The sequence below is a fragment of the Microvirga vignae genome (assembly GCF_001017175.1).
In the GTDB taxonomy this organism is placed as follows: domain Bacteria; phylum Pseudomonadota; class Alphaproteobacteria; order Rhizobiales; family Beijerinckiaceae; genus Microvirga; species Microvirga vignae.
In genome coordinates this window covers 12,472-30,662 of sequence record NZ_LCYG01000084.1, presented here as the reverse complement: position 1 = coordinate 30,662, position 18,191 = coordinate 12,472, and the positions used below count along the sequence as shown (strand labels likewise).

Here is an 18,191-nt window from a genome sequence, read left to right as displayed (position 1 = left end):
GCGTGTTTACCGCTCGATCTCGCGAGTCCAGCGCTTGTTCCAGTCCTCGCGGTGCTGGTTGACAACATCCCAGTCGACGGCCCGCAGGTTCTTTGCCTGTTCCCCGTAAGGGATGCCCTTCTGCTCGTCGGGTGAGAGCGTTACGGTCTGGTTGACGGGCCCGAAGCCAGCGCTCTTAGCCAGAATGCGCTGCACCTCTGGGGAAACCAGGTACTGCACGAAAGCCTGAGCTTCCTTGTTGTTCTTTGATCCCGCAATCGTGCAGGCTGCGGTGCCAAGCGCGATCCCGCCCTCCTTCGGGTAGACGAACTCCGCCGGGAAGCCCGTATCGGCCAGCGCCTTCGCGCGCCCTGATCCCCAGACTGCAATTACAGCCTGTCCGTTCTGGAACAATTCCGTCATTTTCGCGGGCGACGGCTCATAGGCCAGCACGTTCGGGCCGATCTCATTTTTGAAGGCCTGGAAGCCGGGCTCGATGTTCGTCTCACCGCCGCCCTTCAGGGCAGCCTCGGCAACAAGAGCATGCACCCCATAGGTATTGTTCAGTGGGGGAACCACAAGCTTCTTTTTGAACTTGGGATCCTTCAGGTCCGCCCATGACGTAGGAGCAGCCCACTTGTTTTCTTCAAAAGCTTTCTTGTTATACATGAGCCCCGTCGCGACGAGGCCGACACCGATAGCCTTATTCGACTTGAACTTCACGACCGGATAGACGTCCTTGTAGACGTCAGCTGGTTCCAGGTCCCCGCAGAATCCAAGCGCCACAGCCTGATAGGCCGGTCCATCGTCAACCACAATTACATCGATCTGCTGATTGCCACGCTGTGCTTGGAGTTTGGCCAATGTATCTGTCGAGTTGCCCGCAACGTACTCGATTTTGACACCGTGCTTGGCCTCGAATGGTGGAATGATTTCCTTGCGAACCGCCTGTTCGAAGGAGCCGCCGTAAGAAGCAAAATACAGAACTTTTTGCTGAGCCTGGGCTTGGCTCATGGCGAGCACGCTGATCCCGGCAAGGCACACAGCGCGTGCCACACTCTTCCTCGTCATTTTATTCTCCCCTCCGCGTCTCGAACGATCTTTTGCGGATACTTGCCAGGGTTCCAGAGCACGTTCATAACGTCAAATCAGAAGTTGACATGCGTCCATGCCAAATCCTTATGGAGGCGCTCGTTGCCTAATATTAACCTCCGCCAAGTGGAAGCCTTCCGGGCTGTCATGCTGACGGGCGGCATGACCGCTGCCGCGGAACTGCTCGGGATCACCCAACCGGCGGTTAGCCGGCTGGTGCGGGAATTTGAGACCTCCTCCGGTTTGTCCTTGTTCGAGCGTCGGGGGAACCAAATTACGCCAACACCCGACGCCGTGACGCTTCTGGCCGAGGTTGAACGCTCGTTCGCCGGTCTTTCGCGGATCGCTGATCTGGCCCAAGCCATCCGAGCCCAGGCGGCCGGAAGTCTCCGCATCGCCGCTCTCCCGGCCCTGGCCTCCGGTGCGCTGCCACGATTCCTTGGGCGGTTCTTGAGGGATCGCCCGCAGGTCCATGCATCAGTTCTTGGAATGCCATCTCACCTCGTGGTCGAGGCGGTCGCTGCGGGCCAAGCAGAATTCGGCTATGCGGCCGGGCCTCTTGAGAGGCCCGGCTTTTTGGTCGACCCAATTCCGTCTGCGGCCGTTGTTGCCCTTCCCAAAGGCCACAGGCTCGAAAGCCAGACGATCATTCAACCACGAGACCTCGCTGGCGAGCGCCTCATCGGGATTGCGTCGGGAACTCTGTTTCGGTCCAGGATCGATACTGCACTGGCCGAGGTGGACTACAGCACGCTCATCGAGACGCCTTTATCCTATACGGCTTGTGTTCTTGTGGCAGAGGGTGCGGGAGTGAGCATCGTCGATGCGTTTTCCGCTGGCGAATTCATCGATCGCGGCGTTGTCGTGCGCCCATTCAAACCTCGGATTGAGAGCGGGATTGTCCAACTCAGGTCGCGCCAGCGTCCGCTGACGCCCTTGGCGCAATCCTTTATCGAGGCTTTCGCAGCATTTCTTTCGGATCTGTCGCAAACCGATCGGTAGCTGAGTTCGGCCTACGCCTCCAGTCAACTCCGGAGGTGCATGATGTTCAAAGGCCGCGATTTCGGTCGATCAGTGATCCTGCTCTGTGTGCGGTGGTATCTGGCGTATAGCCTGAGCCTGCGGAACCTCGAAGAGATGATGGCCGAGCGCGGCATCTCCGTCGACCACGCGACCGTGCATCGCTGGGTTGTTCGCTACGCGCCCGAACTGCTGGAGCGCTTCAACTCACGTAAGCCCCCCGTCACCAGCAAATGGCACGTGGACGAAACATACATCAAAGTTCGTGGATAATGGCGGTATCTCTATCGTGCCATCGACAGCAATGGGGCTCTGTCGCAAACTCGTTCCTTACTTGCCAATACCAGCCGATCCGCGCTGAACGGTTCCTGCAGAATCAAGGAGTTAATGTCCTGCCATCGTCGCGAAATGGCGCGAAATGGCCAAGAACATTCCGTCTCCTGGTAGCCTGATCCAAACCAAGGGATCTCCGCGCTCAAATGCTCTGACCTAGCGCGGTGAGAGTCCGGCCAGAGAAATGCAGGCGAACTTGCAGGCAACTGTTTTGTTGCGATTTCCTGAGAAACAGCAACAAGGAGGGAGTAGATGGCGATGGAAACCACCTGGACTCCTCAGCAGAACGCTTCACATGGGCATGCCTTCGAGAGACGGAGGTGAGTGCGATAGGAGTAACCCACATGACTTGGTCCGAGTGGGCTAAAGGATGATCACCTAATGTGAGCTGCCATGAGAGAATGCTGGTGCGCCAGAGTTCTCGGAGAAGACCTCGCCCGCAGCAAACGACCAAGCCGTTTCAGCCTTCAAAGAGGCATCAAGTATTTTCAACCGATTCATTGAGGAGGGACTGTCATGCCCAAATCAGTGCTTTACTTCAACGCGACCACAGAAGAGCACGGAGCAGAATTCTATTATCTCCCTCGTGGGGGCACCAGGGCAACTCTGATTGATCTTGTGCCGGGGCCAGATGGATCAAACCCTACCGGCTTCATTGCACTGAAAGATCAAATCTATTTTTCGGCCTATGCCCCGGGACACGGCTATGAACTTCATCGCCTCGCTCCTGGAAACTCTAAACCCACATTGATCGAAATCGAGCAGGGTCAGGGGGGCTCATATCCGCACAGTCTCACCGTGTATGGAGGTCAGCTTTACTTCGCCGCCACCACGGCAGCTACTGGCACTGAACTCTACCGCCTCTCTCCTGAGAGCGACGAACCGACCCTGATCGACATCAATCCTATCCCAAGCGGACCTAACCCGCATATCGTGGGCTCGGCCCCGAAGAACTTCCTTACTTACAAGGGGGAGCTCTACTTCACCGCCTTCACGGATGAGAGGGGGGAGGAACTCTACCGGATCTCTCCTAGGGACGATGCACCGACCCTGATCGACATCAATCCAGGTGCGGGGAGCTCGATCCCAGGCATCTTCGGTGATTTTACAGAGTACAAGGGAGAGCTCTATTTCACCGCTGATACAGCAGAGAGCGGAATCGAATTGTATAGACTCTCTCCCGGCAGCGCAAACCCCACTCTGATCGACCTCACTCCTGGTCCGATGGGCTCATTTACGAACTACTTTAGCGGTTTCGAGGAGTTTGAGGACCAACTCTATTTTGCCGGTTTCACGGCAGAGACGGGGACGGAGCTCTTTCGCCTCACAGCTGGAAGCACCACGCCTGCCGTGATGGATATCAACCAAGGTGCAGCCTATTCCTTCCCGAGCAACCTCACTGCCTTTCAAGGGAGCCTCTATTTCACTGCCTCGACGGAAGAGCATGGCACCGAACTCTATCGCCTCTCTCGTGGTAGCGATGAACCAACCCTGATCGACATCAATCCAGGCTCCGCCGACTCAGCCCCATTTAACCTGACCATCTTCAGGGGGTGTCTCTACTTCTCAGCCAGCTCAAAGGAGCATGGCACCGAACTCTACCGGATCTGTCCCGGCAGGAATGAGCCAACCCTGATCGACATCAATCCAGGTGTGGAGAGTTCTTTCCCGTCAGACTTCACCACGTTCGAGGGTAAACTTTACTTCACGGCCCGCTCGCAAGATGAAGGTCGTGCGCTCTATGAGCTCTCTCGCGGCAGTCAGAAGCCGAGCATCATTGACATCAGTGCCGGCGTGGCAGACTCATATCCTCATGAATACTTCACGCTGTGAGGATCAGGCTTTCTAAGTCTCTCTATTATAGAAACCAGCCGCCCAACCGGTTTTGATTTCGATTGATATTTAATCAAGCCGCTGCCCGCGATGTCACCTGCTGACGATCCCTCGAGCCTCTCTGCCCCGAGGTCCATAATCCACGCCGATTGGAACCACCCTCTTCATTCCGTCTTCAATCGCGAGAGCATCGCTCGCCGCGACCACGCAAAGAACTATGGCCATTCTTCGCCGTCGCGATGCTGGTCCTTCTCGCCATGAGCTATATACCGACGTTGACCATCTATTGAGTGCGGCGGGAGCCAACCGAGCGCCATCACTCGGTTCGCTCGAGCTATCTCAGCTTGTCCAGGCGATGTCACATTAACTCGAACATGAAAGTGAGCCGTGTAGATGAGCTGGCATGATCAAGTCTGTCCGCTGCACACGCCATCGCTTTCCAGCCGATATCATCGCCCACGCGGTGTGGCTTTACTTCAGGTTTCCATTGAGCTTGCCTTGGTTAAGGAGATGCTGCTTGAGCGCGGCATGGTCGTGTCCTATGAGACCGTTCAGCGACGGACTCGGAAGTTCGGACCCGATTACGCCCGCCGACTCAAGCGCAAGAGGCCGAGCCGCCATGACATTTGGCAGTTCGACGAGGTCGTGGTGACGATCGCTGGCCAGAAGCACTGATGCCGGCAGTCGAGCACCGCTCGCACAAGGGCCTCAACAACCAGGCAGAGAACTCGCATCTCCCACTGCGAAAGCGTGAATGGATAATGCAGGGCTTTCGATCACCGGGCGGCTTACAGAGGTTCACCACGGTGTTTTCCATGGTCAGGAAACTCTTCGTTCCACCCCGCTCTCGCCACTCTGCCCTTGCCACCCATCTGCATTGCCTCAGCGCTATGGCAAAGTGGAAAATCGCCGCCTGTGTCGCTGCTTGAATTCGCAATGCACCCGAATTGGCCTCATTGCGCTCAGCGGGAGTTAATGTCACAACGCCCCGGCGACAGAACCGTTCTGGGCCGCCTGTCGAAGCGCTGAAACAGCTGCCTGCGATCCTTGTTGGGGAGCATTGGGTTTTGTGGGGCAGTCGATCGGCAGGCTGAAATCTGAAGGGAGATCGCCCATGGCCACCAATTGCTTTTCAACCTGACACCCCCTTCGACCGAGCAGCAGCATAAGCTGCAACCTCCTCATGAGGAGCAAGACGCAATAGGCGAGATCCGATCGACGATCTCGAAAGGGGTCTGGCTCAGGACAACTCTCTGGTCGATCGACCAAGCTCTCTCCTAATCCCGAGTTTGCCCACGATCATCGTGGCAAGATCCGCCTTCAGTAGAACCGGTATGGCAGCCCAGGCCTGCCAGTACGAATTCCGTCATCTGGTCCAGGGATGGACCGGGTTCTCCGGCGCACTGCACGAGGAGCGCTGGATGACAGAAGCGGATCAGAGCAACCTGAACACACCGTGATGCAACCACCGGATCGGCCGACGTGAACTCACCGGCGGCGATCCCCTCCTCAACGACCCGCTGGAAAATCGCGCTCTTGCGCTCGAGGTGATCATGCACGACCTGCCAGCTCTCGCTCAGTGCCCGCTCCACCATTTCGTGCATGCGTAGCTCATCGGTATACAAGACTGCAGTCATCCGGTGCATGGTCGCGATCATGTCCCGCAGCCGGTCCGCCGCCGGGGCCTTTCGGCACGCGATCGCTTCGATTGCGCCTTCGACCTCGTGCATCAGGCGCTCGGCGACCGCTTCGTTGATCGCTTTCTTGGACTCGAAAAAGCGGTACACGTTCGCCGGGCTCATCCGGAGCGCCTTGGCGATATCCGCTACAGTGGTTTTCTGATAGCCGATCTGCCGGAATAACCGCTCGGCCGTCTCTACGATACGGCTACGGGTGTCGGGCTCAACCGAGGTGATGGCAGCGTCAGCATCCATAAGCTAAACCTATGATAAAATTCATCATTCGTCAATGAACGGCCGTGTTTTGCTTGGTCCACGAGTTCTGCTCTATGGATCAAACCTACTCCGCGGCGAGGGGGAGCGAGAACTGCCCGTCCATATCTTTTGGTCGGCCTGTCCCAGGCTCCTCCACGGAGCGGGTTCCGGAGCCGCGCTCGTCGAGGCGCTTGCGGAACCACAGCGCATAGAGCGCCGGCAGAAAGAGCAGGGTCAGGAAGGTCGCAACGAACAGACCTCCCATGATGGTGAAGGCCATGGGGCCCCAGAACGCCGATGAGGAGAGGGGGATCATCGCCAGGATCGCTGCCAGACCGGTGAGCACCACCGGACGGGCCCGCCGCACCGTTGCTTCCACGATCGCCTCGCGCCGGCTCGCACCCTGTGCCACGTCGGTCTCGATCTGATCAACCAGAATCACGGTGTTGCGCATGATCATGCCGGCAAGAGCGATCAGGCCGAGCAGCGCGACAAAGCCGAACGGCCGGTTGGCCAGGTTGAGCGCGAGCGATGCGCCGATCAGACCAAGCGGCGCGGTCAGGAAGACGAGCAGCAGGCGGGAGAAGCTCTGCAGCTGGATCATCAGCAGCGTCAGCATCACCCCGATCATCAGCGGGAAGAGCGCATAGATAGAGGCATTGCCTTTCGCCGATTCCTCTACCGCACCGCTGATCTCGAGGCGGTAGCCCGGCTCGAGCCGGTCACGGATCTGGGCCAGGGTCGGCCAGATCTGGTTCGTCACATCCGGTGGCTGAACCCCGTCGACCACGTCGGCGCGGACCGTGAGCGACAGATCGCGGTTGCGCCGCCAGAGGATCGGCTCCTCATGGGCATATTCGATGCGGCCAACCTGGGCGAGCGGCACTGCAAGCCCATTGCGCGACATCACGGTGAGGTCGCCGATGCGGCCGAGATCGAGGCGCTCCTGCGCCACTGCACGGGCGACGACCTCGACCCGTTCGGTGCCGTCGCGAACGGTGGTGACAGGGACGCCGGAGAGAAGCGTCTGCAGGGCCTGCGACACGGTCTGCGGATCGAGCCCGAGTGCACGGGCGCGCTCCTGGTCCACCACCAGCCGCACCGAGGGAGCCATCTCGTTCCACTCGAGGTGCGGATCGACCACGTTGATGTTGGCCCGCATAACCTCGCGGACGTCGGATGCAATGTGGCGCACCGTCATTGCGTCCGGGCCGATGACACGGAATTGAACCGGGAATCCGACGGGCGGACCGAAATTGAAGCGGTCGACCCGCACCCGTGCCGCCGCGAGGGCACCTTGCGCCACCGCTTTTTCGATGCGTGCCTTGATGCGCTCACGCGCCGGCACATCCCTGGCAACAATCACGATCTCCACAAACGCTTCGTTCGGGAGCTGGGGGTTGAGGCCGAGCCAGAACCGTGGCGAGCCCTGGCCGATATAGGTCGTATGGGTCAGGATATCGGGATCATCGCCGAGGATCGCCTCCGCCTGCCGGGCCGTCTCGGTCGTAACGCCAATGGCCGTGCCCTCGGGCAGGCGCATCTGGAAGAAGAGCTCCGGCCGCTCGGACAATGGGAAGAACTGCTGCTGAACTTGGCCGAACGCCACGATGGAGGCCACGAAGATGCCGATCGTGGCGAGCACCGTGAGGCCGCGCCGGTTCACGCAGGCCTGCACGATCCGGCGCAGGCCGCGATAGATGCGAGTCTCGTAAATCTCGTGCGGATTCGCATGCGTGTGTCCAGAAAGCGCTTGCGGCAAGAGCTTGACCCCAAGGTAAGGGGTGAAGATCACGGCTACGAGCCAGGATGCGACCAGCGCAATCGCGACGACCCAGAAGATGCCGCCGGCATATTCGCCGACTGCGGAATTGGCGAAGCCGACCGGAAGGAAGCCTGCGGCCGTCACCAGCGTCCCGGTGAGCATTGGAAAGGCCGTCGAGGTCCAGGCAAACGCAGCTGCGCGCATGCGGTCCCAGCCCTGCTCGATCTTCACCGTCATCATCTCGACCGCGATGATCGCGTCATCAACCAGCAGGCCGAGGGCGATGATCAGCGCGCCAAGGGTGATGCGGTGGAGGTCGAGACCGAGCAAGCTCATCACGGCAAACGTGATCGCGAGGACGAGGGGAACGGAGAGCGCCACCACGATGCCGGTGCGCCAGCCCAGCGACACGAACGAGACGAGAAGCACGATGCCGAGGGCTTCGATGAAGGAGTGCTCGAATTCCCGGATAGCGTGGTCGACCACCTTCGGCTGGTCGGCGACCTGCTCGATGTCGATGCCCTGCGGCACCGCCTGCATGAAACCATTCGTCGCAGCATTCACATCCCGGCCGAACGCTAGGATGTTCGCCCCCTTGGCCATGACGACACCCAGGCCAAGCGCCGGCTGGCCGCGCTGGCGAACCAGGTAGTCGGACGGATCTTCGAAGCCACGGGTGACGGTTGCGATATCCCCGAGACGGAACACGCGCCCACCTGCCTCGACCGGGGTTTCGGCCACGGCCTTCGCCCCGTCGAGCGCCCCCGTAACACGCACGGGGATCCGTTGGGCCCCCGTCTCGACCGTGCCGGCGGGGACGACCGCATTCTGCCGTTGCAGCGACTCGAACAGAGCCTGCGGTGGGATACCCAAGGTGGCCAGCTTGGCGTGGCTGAACTCAACGTAGATGCGCTCGTCCTGCACGCCGTAGAGATTGACCTTCGTAACGCCTGGCACCTTGAGGAGCTGCTGACGCAAGCCCTCGGCGACCTTCTTGAGCTGCGCGAAGTCGGCGCCGTCGCCGGTCAGCATGTAGAGAATGGAATCGACATCCCCATACTCGTCGTTCACGTTAGGTCCGATGAGATCGTTGGGAAGCTGCCCCCGGATGTCGTCGAGCTTTTTTCGCAGCTGATAGAAGAGCTGCGGCACCTCTCGGGCTGGCGTGTTGTCGCGAAAGCCGACATTCATCGCCGCAAAACCGGGTTTGCTGTAGGTGATAACCTTGTCGAACCATGGCAGCTCCTGCAGTTTCTTCTCGATCGGATCCGCAACTTGGTCCTGCATCTCCTGTGTCGTTGCGCCCGGCCAAGCGACCGTAATGATCGCATTCTTGATGGTGAAGTTCGGGTCTTCCGCGCGCCCGAGCGAGCGGAAGGAGAGAAGGCCGCCGACGCTGATAGCCAGGATGAGAAACAGGATAAGCGCCGGGTGATGCACGGCCCATTCGGACAGGTTGAACCGCTTCATGGCTGGGCTCCCAACCTTTAGAACTGCAGCGCTTCGACGATACGGATCCGCTGGCCCGGATCGAGCTTCTGCGCGCCCAAGATGACGACGTGGTCGCCGTCGCGCAGCCCCTGGGTGATCAGGACATCGCGGGACTGGTAGGCCGCGACCGTGACCGGCCGCAGAACTGGCCGCCCGTCGGCACCGATCACCCAAACCGCCGGGCCGCCACCCTGGTTGTGGAGTGAGGACAATGGCAGGCGCACCACTTCCGCCGCGGCCGTCTCGCCGATCGTGACAGTCGCGGTCATGCCGAACTGCACCGGCTCGTCTGCGGCTGGGATCGAAAACCGGGCCAGATACGTGCGGGTGGCCGGGTCGGCTGACGGCGAGAATTCGCGGAGCGTGACCTGATAATGCTTGTCCGGATTGGACCAGAGGGAGAGGGAGGCGACACCGGTCCGGACCGCGGCGATTTGGGCCTCAGGGACGGCGATCACGGCCTCCTTCTCCGACAGGCGCGTGATGCGGATGGCGACCTTATCGGTGCTGACCACCTGCCCCGGCTCGATCTGTGTCGCGGTGACCACTCCTTCGATGTCGGCCACGAGGGTGGCATAGGAAAGGGCATTCTCAGCGAGGAGCAGGGCGCGCTCGGCGCGAGTCAGGCGACCTCGCGCCTCCTCGGTGACGGCCGTCTGCCGGTCGAAGGTTGCGGTGGTGGACCAGCCTTGTCTCCTCAGAGTGACAATGCGCTGGAGCTCGGCCTCGGCCTGTTGGAATGCAGCGGATGCAGCCTTCAACTCGGCCTCCGCCTGTTCGCGCTGGAGGCGCAGGTCGGTTGCATCGAGGACGGCCAGGGGCTGGCCGACCTTGACCATATCACCAACAGTAACGAGGCGCCGGGCGACCTTACCCGGAACCCGGAACCCGAGATCGCTTTCGACGCGGGGGCGGATGGTCGCGACAAAGGTCCGTTCCGGAGCACGGGGCTCGAAAGCCACCGATTGCACCAGGACGGGTCGATCGAGTTTGGCCGTCTCCTGAGGTTTTGCTTCGCAGGCGGCGAGCGTCAGGGCGATACCAAGGATGAGCATGGGCAGGGATGCGGGCATGGCATTCACCTCCAGCCAAAGTCTTCTCCCGGTTGTGATGCTGGCTTGTGAGCGGATCCAAGCCAGCGCAACGCCAAAGCCCCCGCTTTCCTTTCACTCAGGCGAAACCTGACGCCTGACGAATATCGATTTTCGTCAGTTTATACTCGTCATAAGAGCGAATGATCTGTGCGCCAGAGCACGCGGAGGAGTTCCCCAACACGGTCTGCAGTTCCGCCGCACCTGTGTGTTCTTGTCTCGCAAGCGTGGCCTAGTGCTCTTCGACAACACCATCAATGGCAAATACGGCGAGTAAGAATTAGAACGCTCGAAACATTTCGATAACATATGTTATCGAACCCACTAACATCGCCTGCGTTCTGGCGTCATAACACCGTGACTTACAATCAGGACAGGCCCATGAACCAGAACAATGACTTTGACATTTCTCTAGACGGCGCCCCCATGGCTACATCAACTACGACCGGCGCTCTATCACTTCGGCGTGCATCGATTCTATTCGCTGCGTTCCTGAGCGGGTTCATCGGGGCAAGCCTTCTGCTGGCCAGCATCTGACGGAGCCGGATTTCTCTTTTTCAATCCATTCGGGACCGAACTCGCAGAGAGGGGAGCACCATGAGCAGCCCCACCTTCGACCCTCAAGCCCAGTTGAGAGATATCGAGGCCCGGCTCGCCCGGATTGAGAGAGGGATCAGCATAACTTCGGCCTGTGCGCTCACACTCACATTGTTAGCCTATGTGACACTGCCTGGGATACATCTGTAGGCAGTTCACGAAGCCGGAAGAATGTCCATCGGGATTGCAGTCGGCGAGAGCGCAGGAGCAGAAACCCCGCCCGGGGTAGAGCCGAGCAGGATTCTGTTCTGGAGGCTTGATAGGCAACGCAGCCTACGTCTCGTGTAACGGCAGAGAGTAGTGAGGCATTGGCCGTTCTCCAGATATCGAGAGAGCCGAGAAACGGAGAGGCTTGAGCAGGTCCGGTCTTGTCTTAAAGAGGCCTAGTGGGCCCAAGACAGCGCCCTACCTTCTCCCGGCAGGAACAGCAGGGAGCATCCAGATGTCTGACCATATCTATAAGGTGGTTGAACTCGTCGGCTCATCGACGGACAGCATTGAGGATGCGATCCAAACCGCTCTTAGGCGCGCGGATCAGACTCTCAGAAATCTGCGCTGGTTCGAGGTCGTGCAGACCCGTGGACAGGTCGAGAACGGTGAGGTCCGCCATTATCAAGTCGTCTTGAAGGCTGGCTTTACGCTGGAGGGTGAGTATCCGTAACGCCGGAACCAGCGTCGGACAGCAGGTCCAGCCTCTACCGAAGCCTCGTGAGCGGCTTCCTGCGAGGCAGGCGAGGGAATGGATATGACCCGTGACCACGTAGAAGTCCTATCGTCTCTAAACGCTTCAGTGCTTCAATCCTTGGGGCACGAGGCGGAGCTTAAGGACAGGCGAGAAAATCCGGCAGGCTGGATGTTCGTGCGCCTTGTGGACCAGATCAAAGCCTTTGAGGATCGACTGGACCCCACCGAGGAGATAGGCGGCTATCTCCCGACCGGGGTTGGGGCAGACGCCTTTCATATTCTCGGCGTGGCCTACTCGAACCCGGACCTTTTGATTTTCTCAGGCTTGAACCAGCATGGACGCCCCGTTCACTTGATCCAGCACTACACACAGCTGAGTCTTCTCCTCACGGCCCTTCCAAAGCTGAAGGAAGAGGAAGAGCCCCGCCGCATTGGCTTCCTCTTGGAGCAGAACGTGGGACAGGCGAAAAAATGACAGGCTCGAAGCGCGTCCAACGCCTCAAACGTCGTGCCCACGCCGTCGAGCCCGCCCGCAATATGGCCTGGTTTTACTCCATGGCTGTTGAGCGGGACCTATTCGGTAATGTTGTCCTGGCCGGGCGTTGAGGTCAGATCGGCACAGCAGGCAAGACCCGCTTGGACGAACATAGGGGAGAAGGCGAGGTTCTGGATTGGCAACAATGTCTTGCTTGGGATGCTCAGTCGAGCGTCTGGCGAAATCGCAGGACGGCGACAGTCATAGCCGCAAGCGTGAAGGCAGCGAGCGCCAGCACGTCAGCCTGGAGGTCCACAAAGCCCGCCCCCTTCAGCATGATGCCACGCACGATGCGCAGATAGTGGGTCAGTGGCAGGATCTCGCCGATCGCCTGCGCCCAGCCCGGCATGCCACGGAACGGGAACATGAATCCCGAGAGCAGAATGTTCGGCAGGAAGAAGAAGAACGACATCTGCATCGCTTGAAGCTGGCTCGTGGCAATTGTCGAGAAGGTGTAGCCAACCGACAGGTTCGCCAGGATGAACAGTAGCGTTAGTGCCACGAGCAGTACGAGACTGCCGATGATCGGCACACCGAAGAGGAGCTTGGCGGCCCCGAGGATCAACCCCGCTTGGAGGCCGCCGATCGCCAGATAGGGAGCGATCTTGCCCAGCATGATCTCGACAGGGCGGATCGGCATCGCGAGTAGGCTCTCCATGGTGCCGCGCTCCACCTCCCGGGTGACAGAGAGCGCCGTGAAGATCAGCATGGTGAGCGTCAGAATCGTGCCCATGAGGCCCGGCACGATGTTGAGACGCGTCTCGCCCGTCGGATTGTAGCGGCGGTGGATGCGCAATTCGTAGGGCAGGGCCTTCGGTGCGAGATCGGCCACCGGCCCGGTAAGTTCACGGGAGAAGACGCTCGACGACAGGCCTTGTAAAGCCGATACCGCGCCCCCGGTCGCCACGGGATCGCTCGCATCCGCGATCACCAGCACGCTGGGACGTTCGCCGCGGATCAGGTCTCGGCCGAAATGGGCCGGGATTTGTACGCCAAACTGCACCCGGCCGGACAGGATCAGGTGATCGAGTTCGGCCTCGGTCGTGGCGCTCGTCCGGATATCGAAATACTCGCTCACCCGCATAGCCGCGAGGAAGGAGCGCGCAAAGGCGCTCTCGTCCTGGATCAGCACGGCGGTGGGCAGGTGCTTGGGATCGGTGTTGATGGCGTAGCCGAACAGGAAGAGCTGGAAGAGCGGGATGACGATCATCGTCGCGAAGGTGATGCGGTCGCGGCGAAGCTGCAGCAATTCTTTGATGAAGGTAGCGTAGATGCGGCCCATCGAGGCTCTGAGGCCTTGTGTGCGCCGCTCGATGACCGGTCCGGCGCTCATGCGAAATTATCCTTCGTGCGGCTCATCAGATCGATGAACACGTCCTCGAGGCTCGCATGGCCCGGTGTCCAGACCTGGGGCCCGCTCTTGCGCAAGTCCCGCGTCGCCGTATCGAGCGCGTCCGGATCGCGCCCGCTCACGTGCAGCGCTGTGCCGAACGGTGCCACCATATCGATGCCGGACAGAGTCTTCAGGTGCTCCGCCAGATCCGCGAGTCCTGGCCCCGTAACGGTGTAGGTGGCCAGATGGGCGTTCGCGATTACCTCCTCGACCGACCCTTGCATGAGCAAGTCCCCGTAGGCGATGTAGGCGATCTCGTGACAGCGCTCGGCCTCGTCCATGTAGTGGGTCGAGACCAGCACCGTGATGCCCTCGTAGGCCAGTGCGTGGATCTCATCCCAGAAATCGCGTCGGGCTTTCGGGTCGACACCGGCAGTCGGCTCGTCGAGGAGGAGAAGTCGCGGGCCCGGCAAAATGCAGGCGCCGAGCGCCAAGCGCTGCTTCCAGCCGCCCGAGAGTTCGCCCGCGAGCTGCTCGGCGCGGTTCTCGAGCCCAAGCCGCCGGATCGCGTCCCAGGCCGCCGCGCGCGGGTCGGCAATGTTATGGACGCGGGCGACGAATTCGAGATTCTCGCGGATCGAGAGATCCGCATAGAGCGAGAAGCGCTGAGTCATATAACCCACATGGCGCTTGATCTCGGATGATTGCGTGCGGATGTCATAGCCCAGGCAGGTGCCGCTTCCGCCGTCCGGCGTCAGCAGCCCGCAAAGCATGCGCAGCGTCGTGGTCTTGCCGCTGCCGTTGGGGCCGAGGAAGCCGTAGATCAGGCTGCGATGGACCTGCATGGATAGGTTTCGCACCACCGTCCGGCCGCCGAACGATTTGGTGAGGCCTTGCACGTCGATGACGATGTCGGTGGCGGGCCCAGGAATGCCGGCTGGGGTGGCACTCATGATCCTGCCTCCTGTCCGATAGGGGTGACGGTCACGGGCAGGCCGATCGGCAGTTCGGCGCTGTCGAGGGGCCGCGCCTCGACCCGGAAGACAAGCTTGGCGCGCTCCTCCTCGCTGAAGATGACAGGTGGGGTGAACTCGGCCTCGCGGGCGATGAAGCTGATCCGCGCCTGAAGACCAACCGGGCAACTGTCGCAGGAGAGCCCGACGAGGGTGCCCAGCGCTAGAGTGGAGAGGCGCGGCTCTGGCACATAGAAGCGGATGCGCCGGTTCTCCGGCGGCAGCAGTGCGAGGACAGGCTGACCGGGATTCACCGTCTCGCCGGCCCGGAAATAGACGTCCTGGACCTGGGCCGTGGCGGGCGCGACCACCCGGCGGCGGGCAAGACGTGTCTCGGCCTGGCGCAGGCCCGCCTCGGCAGCCTGCACGGAGGCTTCGGCGGCCCTGATCTCGGCGGTCCGGCCGGCGATCTGTCCGGCCTCAATCTGGCGCTGCGCCTCCTCCACAGCCGCCCTGTCGCGCTCGAAGGCGGTGCGGGCTTGGTCAAACTGGGCCTTTGCGGCAATCCCGCGCTCGAAAAGGGTCTGCTGCCTGTCGAGTTCGGCCCGCGAGAGGGTGAGCTGCGCCTTCGCCCGCTCCTCCTGGGCCTTCAGGATGGCAATCTGCTCCGGACGCTGCAGGGCAGCCTGGAGATCGGCCAGCTGGGCCTTGGCTTGGTGCAGCCGCGCCTCGGCCTCGTTGCGTTGGGCGACCTGCATTGAGGATTCGAGCTCGAAGAGCAGCTGGCCCTGCGTGACCCGGTCGGCGGAATCGACCGCGAGGCGTTCGATGCGCCCGCCATCCTCAGGTGCCATAAAGATCAAGTAGCCCTCCACGTAGCCCTGGAAGTCGGCATCGATCTCCTGCGGGCGCATTACAAACCAGGCACCGGTCCCACCCGCTATGAGCAGGATCGCAAGGGCGGCGACAACCAGCCTGCGTTTCATGACGGGGGTCCTTTCAGCGCCTTCATCATCAGGGCGAGATGCGCCTCCAGCATCGCCCCGACATCGATCGGCTCGAGGCGCTGGAACAGGCTCGTCCAGAGGAGCGCCACCAGCCCTGGCGCGATGGCGAGCTGGGGAAACCGCACCAGCTCGTCCGAATGGAACTCGCCGCAGGCGACACCGCGCTCGGCGATAGTGCGCAGGAGCCCCAGGCCCCGGCTGATGACCTCCCGATGGTAGATTTCCGCGAGTTCGGGGAAGCGCGACGCCTCCCGCAGCAGCAGGCGCACGATGTCGACGCGGCGGGTGCCGAGCACCTCTCGGCGCAGAAAGGCAAAGAGAGCCTTGAGCTGCTCCTCGGCCGAGGTGTCGAGGGCAAGAACCTTTTGCTCGATCGTTCCGATGGCGCCACCGATCCCGGATTTCACCAGCGCCTCGAACAAGGCCTGCTTGGACGGCACGTAGAGATAGATCGTGCCCTTGGCGACGCCTGCCTGCGCGGCAACGTCGTCGAGGCGAGCCTCTGCGAAACCTTTTTCGAGAAAGACGTCGAGCGCGGCGTCGAGGATCACCTGAAGCTTGGCCTTGCGGCCGCTCTCCCTTCGAACGGGGGTTTTCTTCGATGGGTTCCGCTTCGTCGCCATTCTCGCTGCCCAGTAATATGACTGACCAGTCAGTCATATTACTCTCGCCCAAGGGCTGTGTCGAGGTTGAACGGACGAAGTGAGCAATGGCCAAGGAGATTGGGAGCGTCTCATCTTGGCACATCCCAGGCCGAAGCCAAAAAGCAGGTAACCTGATCTAAGCGGAAGTTCGAAAGGGCAGTGAACTTCAGTGTCTGGCCCAAAGCTGCCAGGGTGGGAAGCAGACTTTTCGGCTGATCAGATCACAGTGCCCATGGAGATGACTTGACGTTGAAGGTAGGTAACTTGACGTTGATGCGCTGAACTGTTGCGCGCCATGCGGAGGAAACGTTCAGAGTTCATGCACAAGGTAGTCATCCACAAGGCCGGAGGTTACGAGCAACTGAAGCTCGAAACCCATCCAATGCCAAAGCCTGGCGATCGTCAGGTTCTGATCCGCACCCACTCTGTTGGAGTGAATTACGCCGACATCTGTGTCCGGCTGGGCGTCTATGAGTCCGCGCGCCGCTTCGTAGGTTGGCCGATCACGCCGGGTTTCGAATATTCCGGCTGGGTGGAAGAGGTTGGTCGTGCGGTCAGGCATCTCAAGCCCGGCGATCCGGTGTTCGGGGTCACCTTCTTCAACGGCTACTCCACGCATGTGTGTGTTCCGGTTGATCTCGTTTGGCCCAAGCCTCAAGAATTGGACTTTGACGCCGCCGCGGGTTTCCTGGCTGTCCATCTGACGGCCTATCACGGATTGCTGCAGAACGTGGTGATCCGGCCCAGCATGAAGGTCCTCGTGCATTCGGCCGGCGGTGGAGTGGGCTCGGCGCTGGTCCAACTGTGTCGGTTGCACGACCTGCAGGTGACTGGAGTGGTGGGGGCAAGCCATAAGGTCGAGTATGTGCGCCAGCTCGGTGCAAACGCGGTGATCGACAAATCGACCCAGCCGCTCTGGGATGAGGCTCGGCGTCTCTGCCCCGAGGGCTACGATCTGGTTTTTGATGCGAACGGCCCGGAAACCCTGTCGCAGAGCTATGCGCATCTGAAGCCTACAGGAAAGCTGATGGTCTACGGCTTTCATACGTTGCTGCCCAAATACGGTGGGCGGATCAGCCATCTGAAAGCGGCCCTTGAATTGCTGAAAATGCCGCGTTTCAATCCTTTGTCGATGACAACAGACAACAAAGGCGTTGTGGCGTTCAATCTGTCGTTTCTCTTCGGCCGTACCGATCTTCTACAGGCTGCCGTGAACGATCTCACGACGTGGGTGGAGGCAGGCCACGTTCAGATGCCGAGGGTCCGGTCCTTTGCGTTGGCGGAAGTGGCGAAAGCACACCGAGCACTGGAGTCGGGTGAGACCACGGGCAAGCTGGTCTTGCGGACAGCGCCACTGTCTCCGAGCGAATTGTCGGGTTGATGACCAGACCGGAACTCACGCAAGGGGCTTGGTGGGCCGAAGCGGTGTTTGAGGATGCTGCCATCTGCACGCAGATCAAATGGTGCCTTGATGAGGCCGTGATCAGCATCGCAGGCCCGAAGCACTGGCTGTGGCGAGCTGTCGATCAGCACGGGGCCGTGCTCGACATCCTAATCCAGGGCCGGCGCAACGCGAAGACAGCCAAACGTCTGCTGCGAAAATTGCTCAAGAAGCAGGGCATAGCTCCTCGTGTGATGCCAAGCATTGAGCACCGGCAGCACAGGGGTCTGAACAACCGCGCCGAGAACAGTCATCAGCCCATCCGGCGGGAGAGCATCATGAAGCGCTTCAAGTCCGTCGGTCAGGCCCAACGCTTTCTCTCGGGTCATGATCAGATTGGAAATCTCTTCCGCCCACCACCAACACCAACGCCGCCGATCATCACAAATCTCGAATTCAGGCCTTCATGGCTTGGGCGGAGGTGACTGGCATCGCGGCTGGTGCCTGAACCGCCGATTT

General features: G+C 60.6%; 14 protein-coding genes and 3 pseudogenes. 8 read left to right on the top strand and 9 right to left on the bottom strand.

Annotated features, from left to right (window positions below; genetic code table 11):
- Nucleotides 1-6: 6 nt before the first annotated feature.
- Nucleotides 7-1,050 (bottom strand): ABC transporter substrate-binding protein, encoded by a 1,044-nt coding sequence (locus AA309_RS25665; protein WP_047191853.1) that lies wholly within the window; start codon nt 1,048-1,050, stop codon nt 7-9.
- 123 nt (nt 1,051-1,173) lie between these two features.
- Between AA309_RS25665 and AA309_RS25660 the strand changes: the two genes are divergently transcribed.
- The 4 genes and pseudogenes from AA309_RS25660 (at nt 1,174) to AA309_RS25645 (ending at nt 5,186) form a co-directional block, all read left to right on the top strand.
- On the top strand, nt 1,174-2,073 hold the full coding sequence (locus tag AA309_RS25660; protein ID WP_244470496.1) for a LysR family transcriptional regulator: 900 nt from the start codon (nt 1,174-1,176) through the stop codon (nt 2,071-2,073).
- Nucleotides 2,074-2,115: 42 nt separating this feature from the next.
- A pseudogene (locus AA309_RS25655) lies at nt 2,116-2,361 on the top strand (IS6 family transposase); the annotation flags it as partial.
- A 579-nt stretch (nt 2,362-2,940) separates the two neighbouring features.
- Entirely contained in the window at nt 2,941-4,257 is a 1,317-nt protein-coding gene (locus tag AA309_RS25650) for a hypothetical protein (RefSeq protein ID WP_047191851.1), read from the top strand.
- A 403-nt stretch (nt 4,258-4,660) separates the two neighbouring features.
- Nucleotides 4,661-5,186 (top strand): annotated as a pseudogene (locus tag AA309_RS25645) (IS6 family transposase).
- A 49-nt stretch (nt 5,187-5,235) separates the two neighbouring features.
- Here the strand turns inward: AA309_RS25645 and AA309_RS34670 are convergent.
- From AA309_RS34670 to AA309_RS25630, 4 genes are all read right to left on the bottom strand, one after another.
- Complete coding sequence (locus tag AA309_RS34670) at nt 5,236-5,424, bottom strand: hypothetical protein (protein WP_150117762.1); 189 nt, start codon at nt 5,422-5,424, stop codon at nt 5,236-5,238.
- 110 nt (nt 5,425-5,534) lie between these two features.
- Nucleotides 5,535-6,191 (bottom strand): TetR/AcrR family transcriptional regulator, encoded by a 657-nt coding sequence (locus AA309_RS25640; RefSeq protein ID WP_047191850.1) that lies wholly within the window; start codon nt 6,189-6,191, stop codon nt 5,535-5,537.
- 85 nt (nt 6,192-6,276) lie between these two features.
- Nucleotides 6,277-9,426 carry an efflux RND transporter permease subunit gene (locus AA309_RS25635; RefSeq protein ID WP_047191849.1) on the bottom strand — a complete coding sequence of 1,050 codons (3,150 nt, stop codon included), beginning with the start codon at nt 9,424-9,426 and terminating at the stop codon, nt 6,277-6,279.
- A gap of 17 nt (nt 9,427-9,443) precedes the next feature.
- Nucleotides 9,444-10,520: an efflux RND transporter periplasmic adaptor subunit gene (locus tag AA309_RS25630; RefSeq protein WP_084731660.1), complete on the bottom strand. Its 1,077-nt coding sequence runs from the start codon at nt 10,518-10,520 to the stop codon at nt 9,444-9,446.
- 1,057 nt (nt 10,521-11,577) lie between these two features.
- Between AA309_RS25630 and AA309_RS25625 the strand changes: the two genes are divergently transcribed.
- Together AA309_RS25625 and AA309_RS25620 are read left to right on the top strand one after the other, a co-directional pair.
- Nucleotides 11,578-11,796, top strand: coding sequence for a dodecin (locus AA309_RS25625; protein WP_047191847.1), 219 nt, complete (start codon nt 11,578-11,580; stop codon nt 11,794-11,796).
- 84 nt (nt 11,797-11,880) lie between these two features.
- A complete protein-coding gene (locus AA309_RS25620; protein ID WP_210166523.1) occupies nt 11,881-12,294 on the top strand; it encodes a DUF6173 family protein in 414 nt (137 codons plus the stop codon).
- Nucleotides 12,295-12,517: 223 nt separating this feature from the next.
- On the opposite strand, the gene AA309_RS25615 is transcribed toward AA309_RS25620, so the two are convergent.
- Genes AA309_RS25615 through AA309_RS25600 form a run of 4 tightly spaced genes read right to left on the bottom strand, consistent with a single transcriptional unit; the run spans nt 12,518 to nt 16,270 of the window.
- On the bottom strand, nt 12,518-13,687 hold the full coding sequence (locus AA309_RS25615; protein WP_047191846.1) for an ABC transporter permease: 1,170 nt from the start codon (nt 13,685-13,687) through the stop codon (nt 12,518-12,520).
- A complete protein-coding gene (locus AA309_RS25610; RefSeq protein ID WP_047191845.1) occupies nt 13,684-14,640 on the bottom strand; it encodes an ABC transporter ATP-binding protein in 957 nt (318 codons plus the stop codon). The genes AA309_RS25615 and AA309_RS25610 overlap by 4 nt, the downstream gene beginning before the upstream one ends.
- Nucleotides 14,637-15,626 (bottom strand): HlyD family secretion protein, encoded by a 990-nt coding sequence (locus AA309_RS25605; protein WP_052955000.1) that lies wholly within the window; start codon nt 15,624-15,626, stop codon nt 14,637-14,639. Before AA309_RS25605 ends, AA309_RS25610 begins: the two co-directional genes overlap by 4 nt.
- Nucleotides 15,623-16,270, bottom strand: a complete 648-nt coding sequence (locus AA309_RS25600; RefSeq protein ID WP_047191844.1) for a TetR/AcrR family transcriptional regulator — start codon at nt 16,268-16,270, stop codon at nt 15,623-15,625. The genes AA309_RS25605 and AA309_RS25600 overlap by 4 nt, the downstream gene beginning before the upstream one ends.
- A 340-nt stretch (nt 16,271-16,610) precedes the next feature.
- Here AA309_RS25600 and AA309_RS25595 point away from each other — a divergent pair, with 340 nt between their 5' ends.
- Nucleotides 16,611-17,672 (top strand): synaptic vesicle VAT-1 family membrane protein, encoded by a 1,062-nt coding sequence (locus tag AA309_RS25595; protein ID WP_150117760.1) that lies wholly within the window; start codon nt 16,611-16,613, stop codon nt 17,670-17,672.
- A 77-nt stretch (nt 17,673-17,749) separates the two neighbouring features.
- Nucleotides 17,750-18,180 (top strand): annotated as a pseudogene (locus AA309_RS25590) (IS6 family transposase); the annotation flags it as partial.
- Between the last annotated feature and the right edge of the window lie 11 nt (nt 18,181-18,191).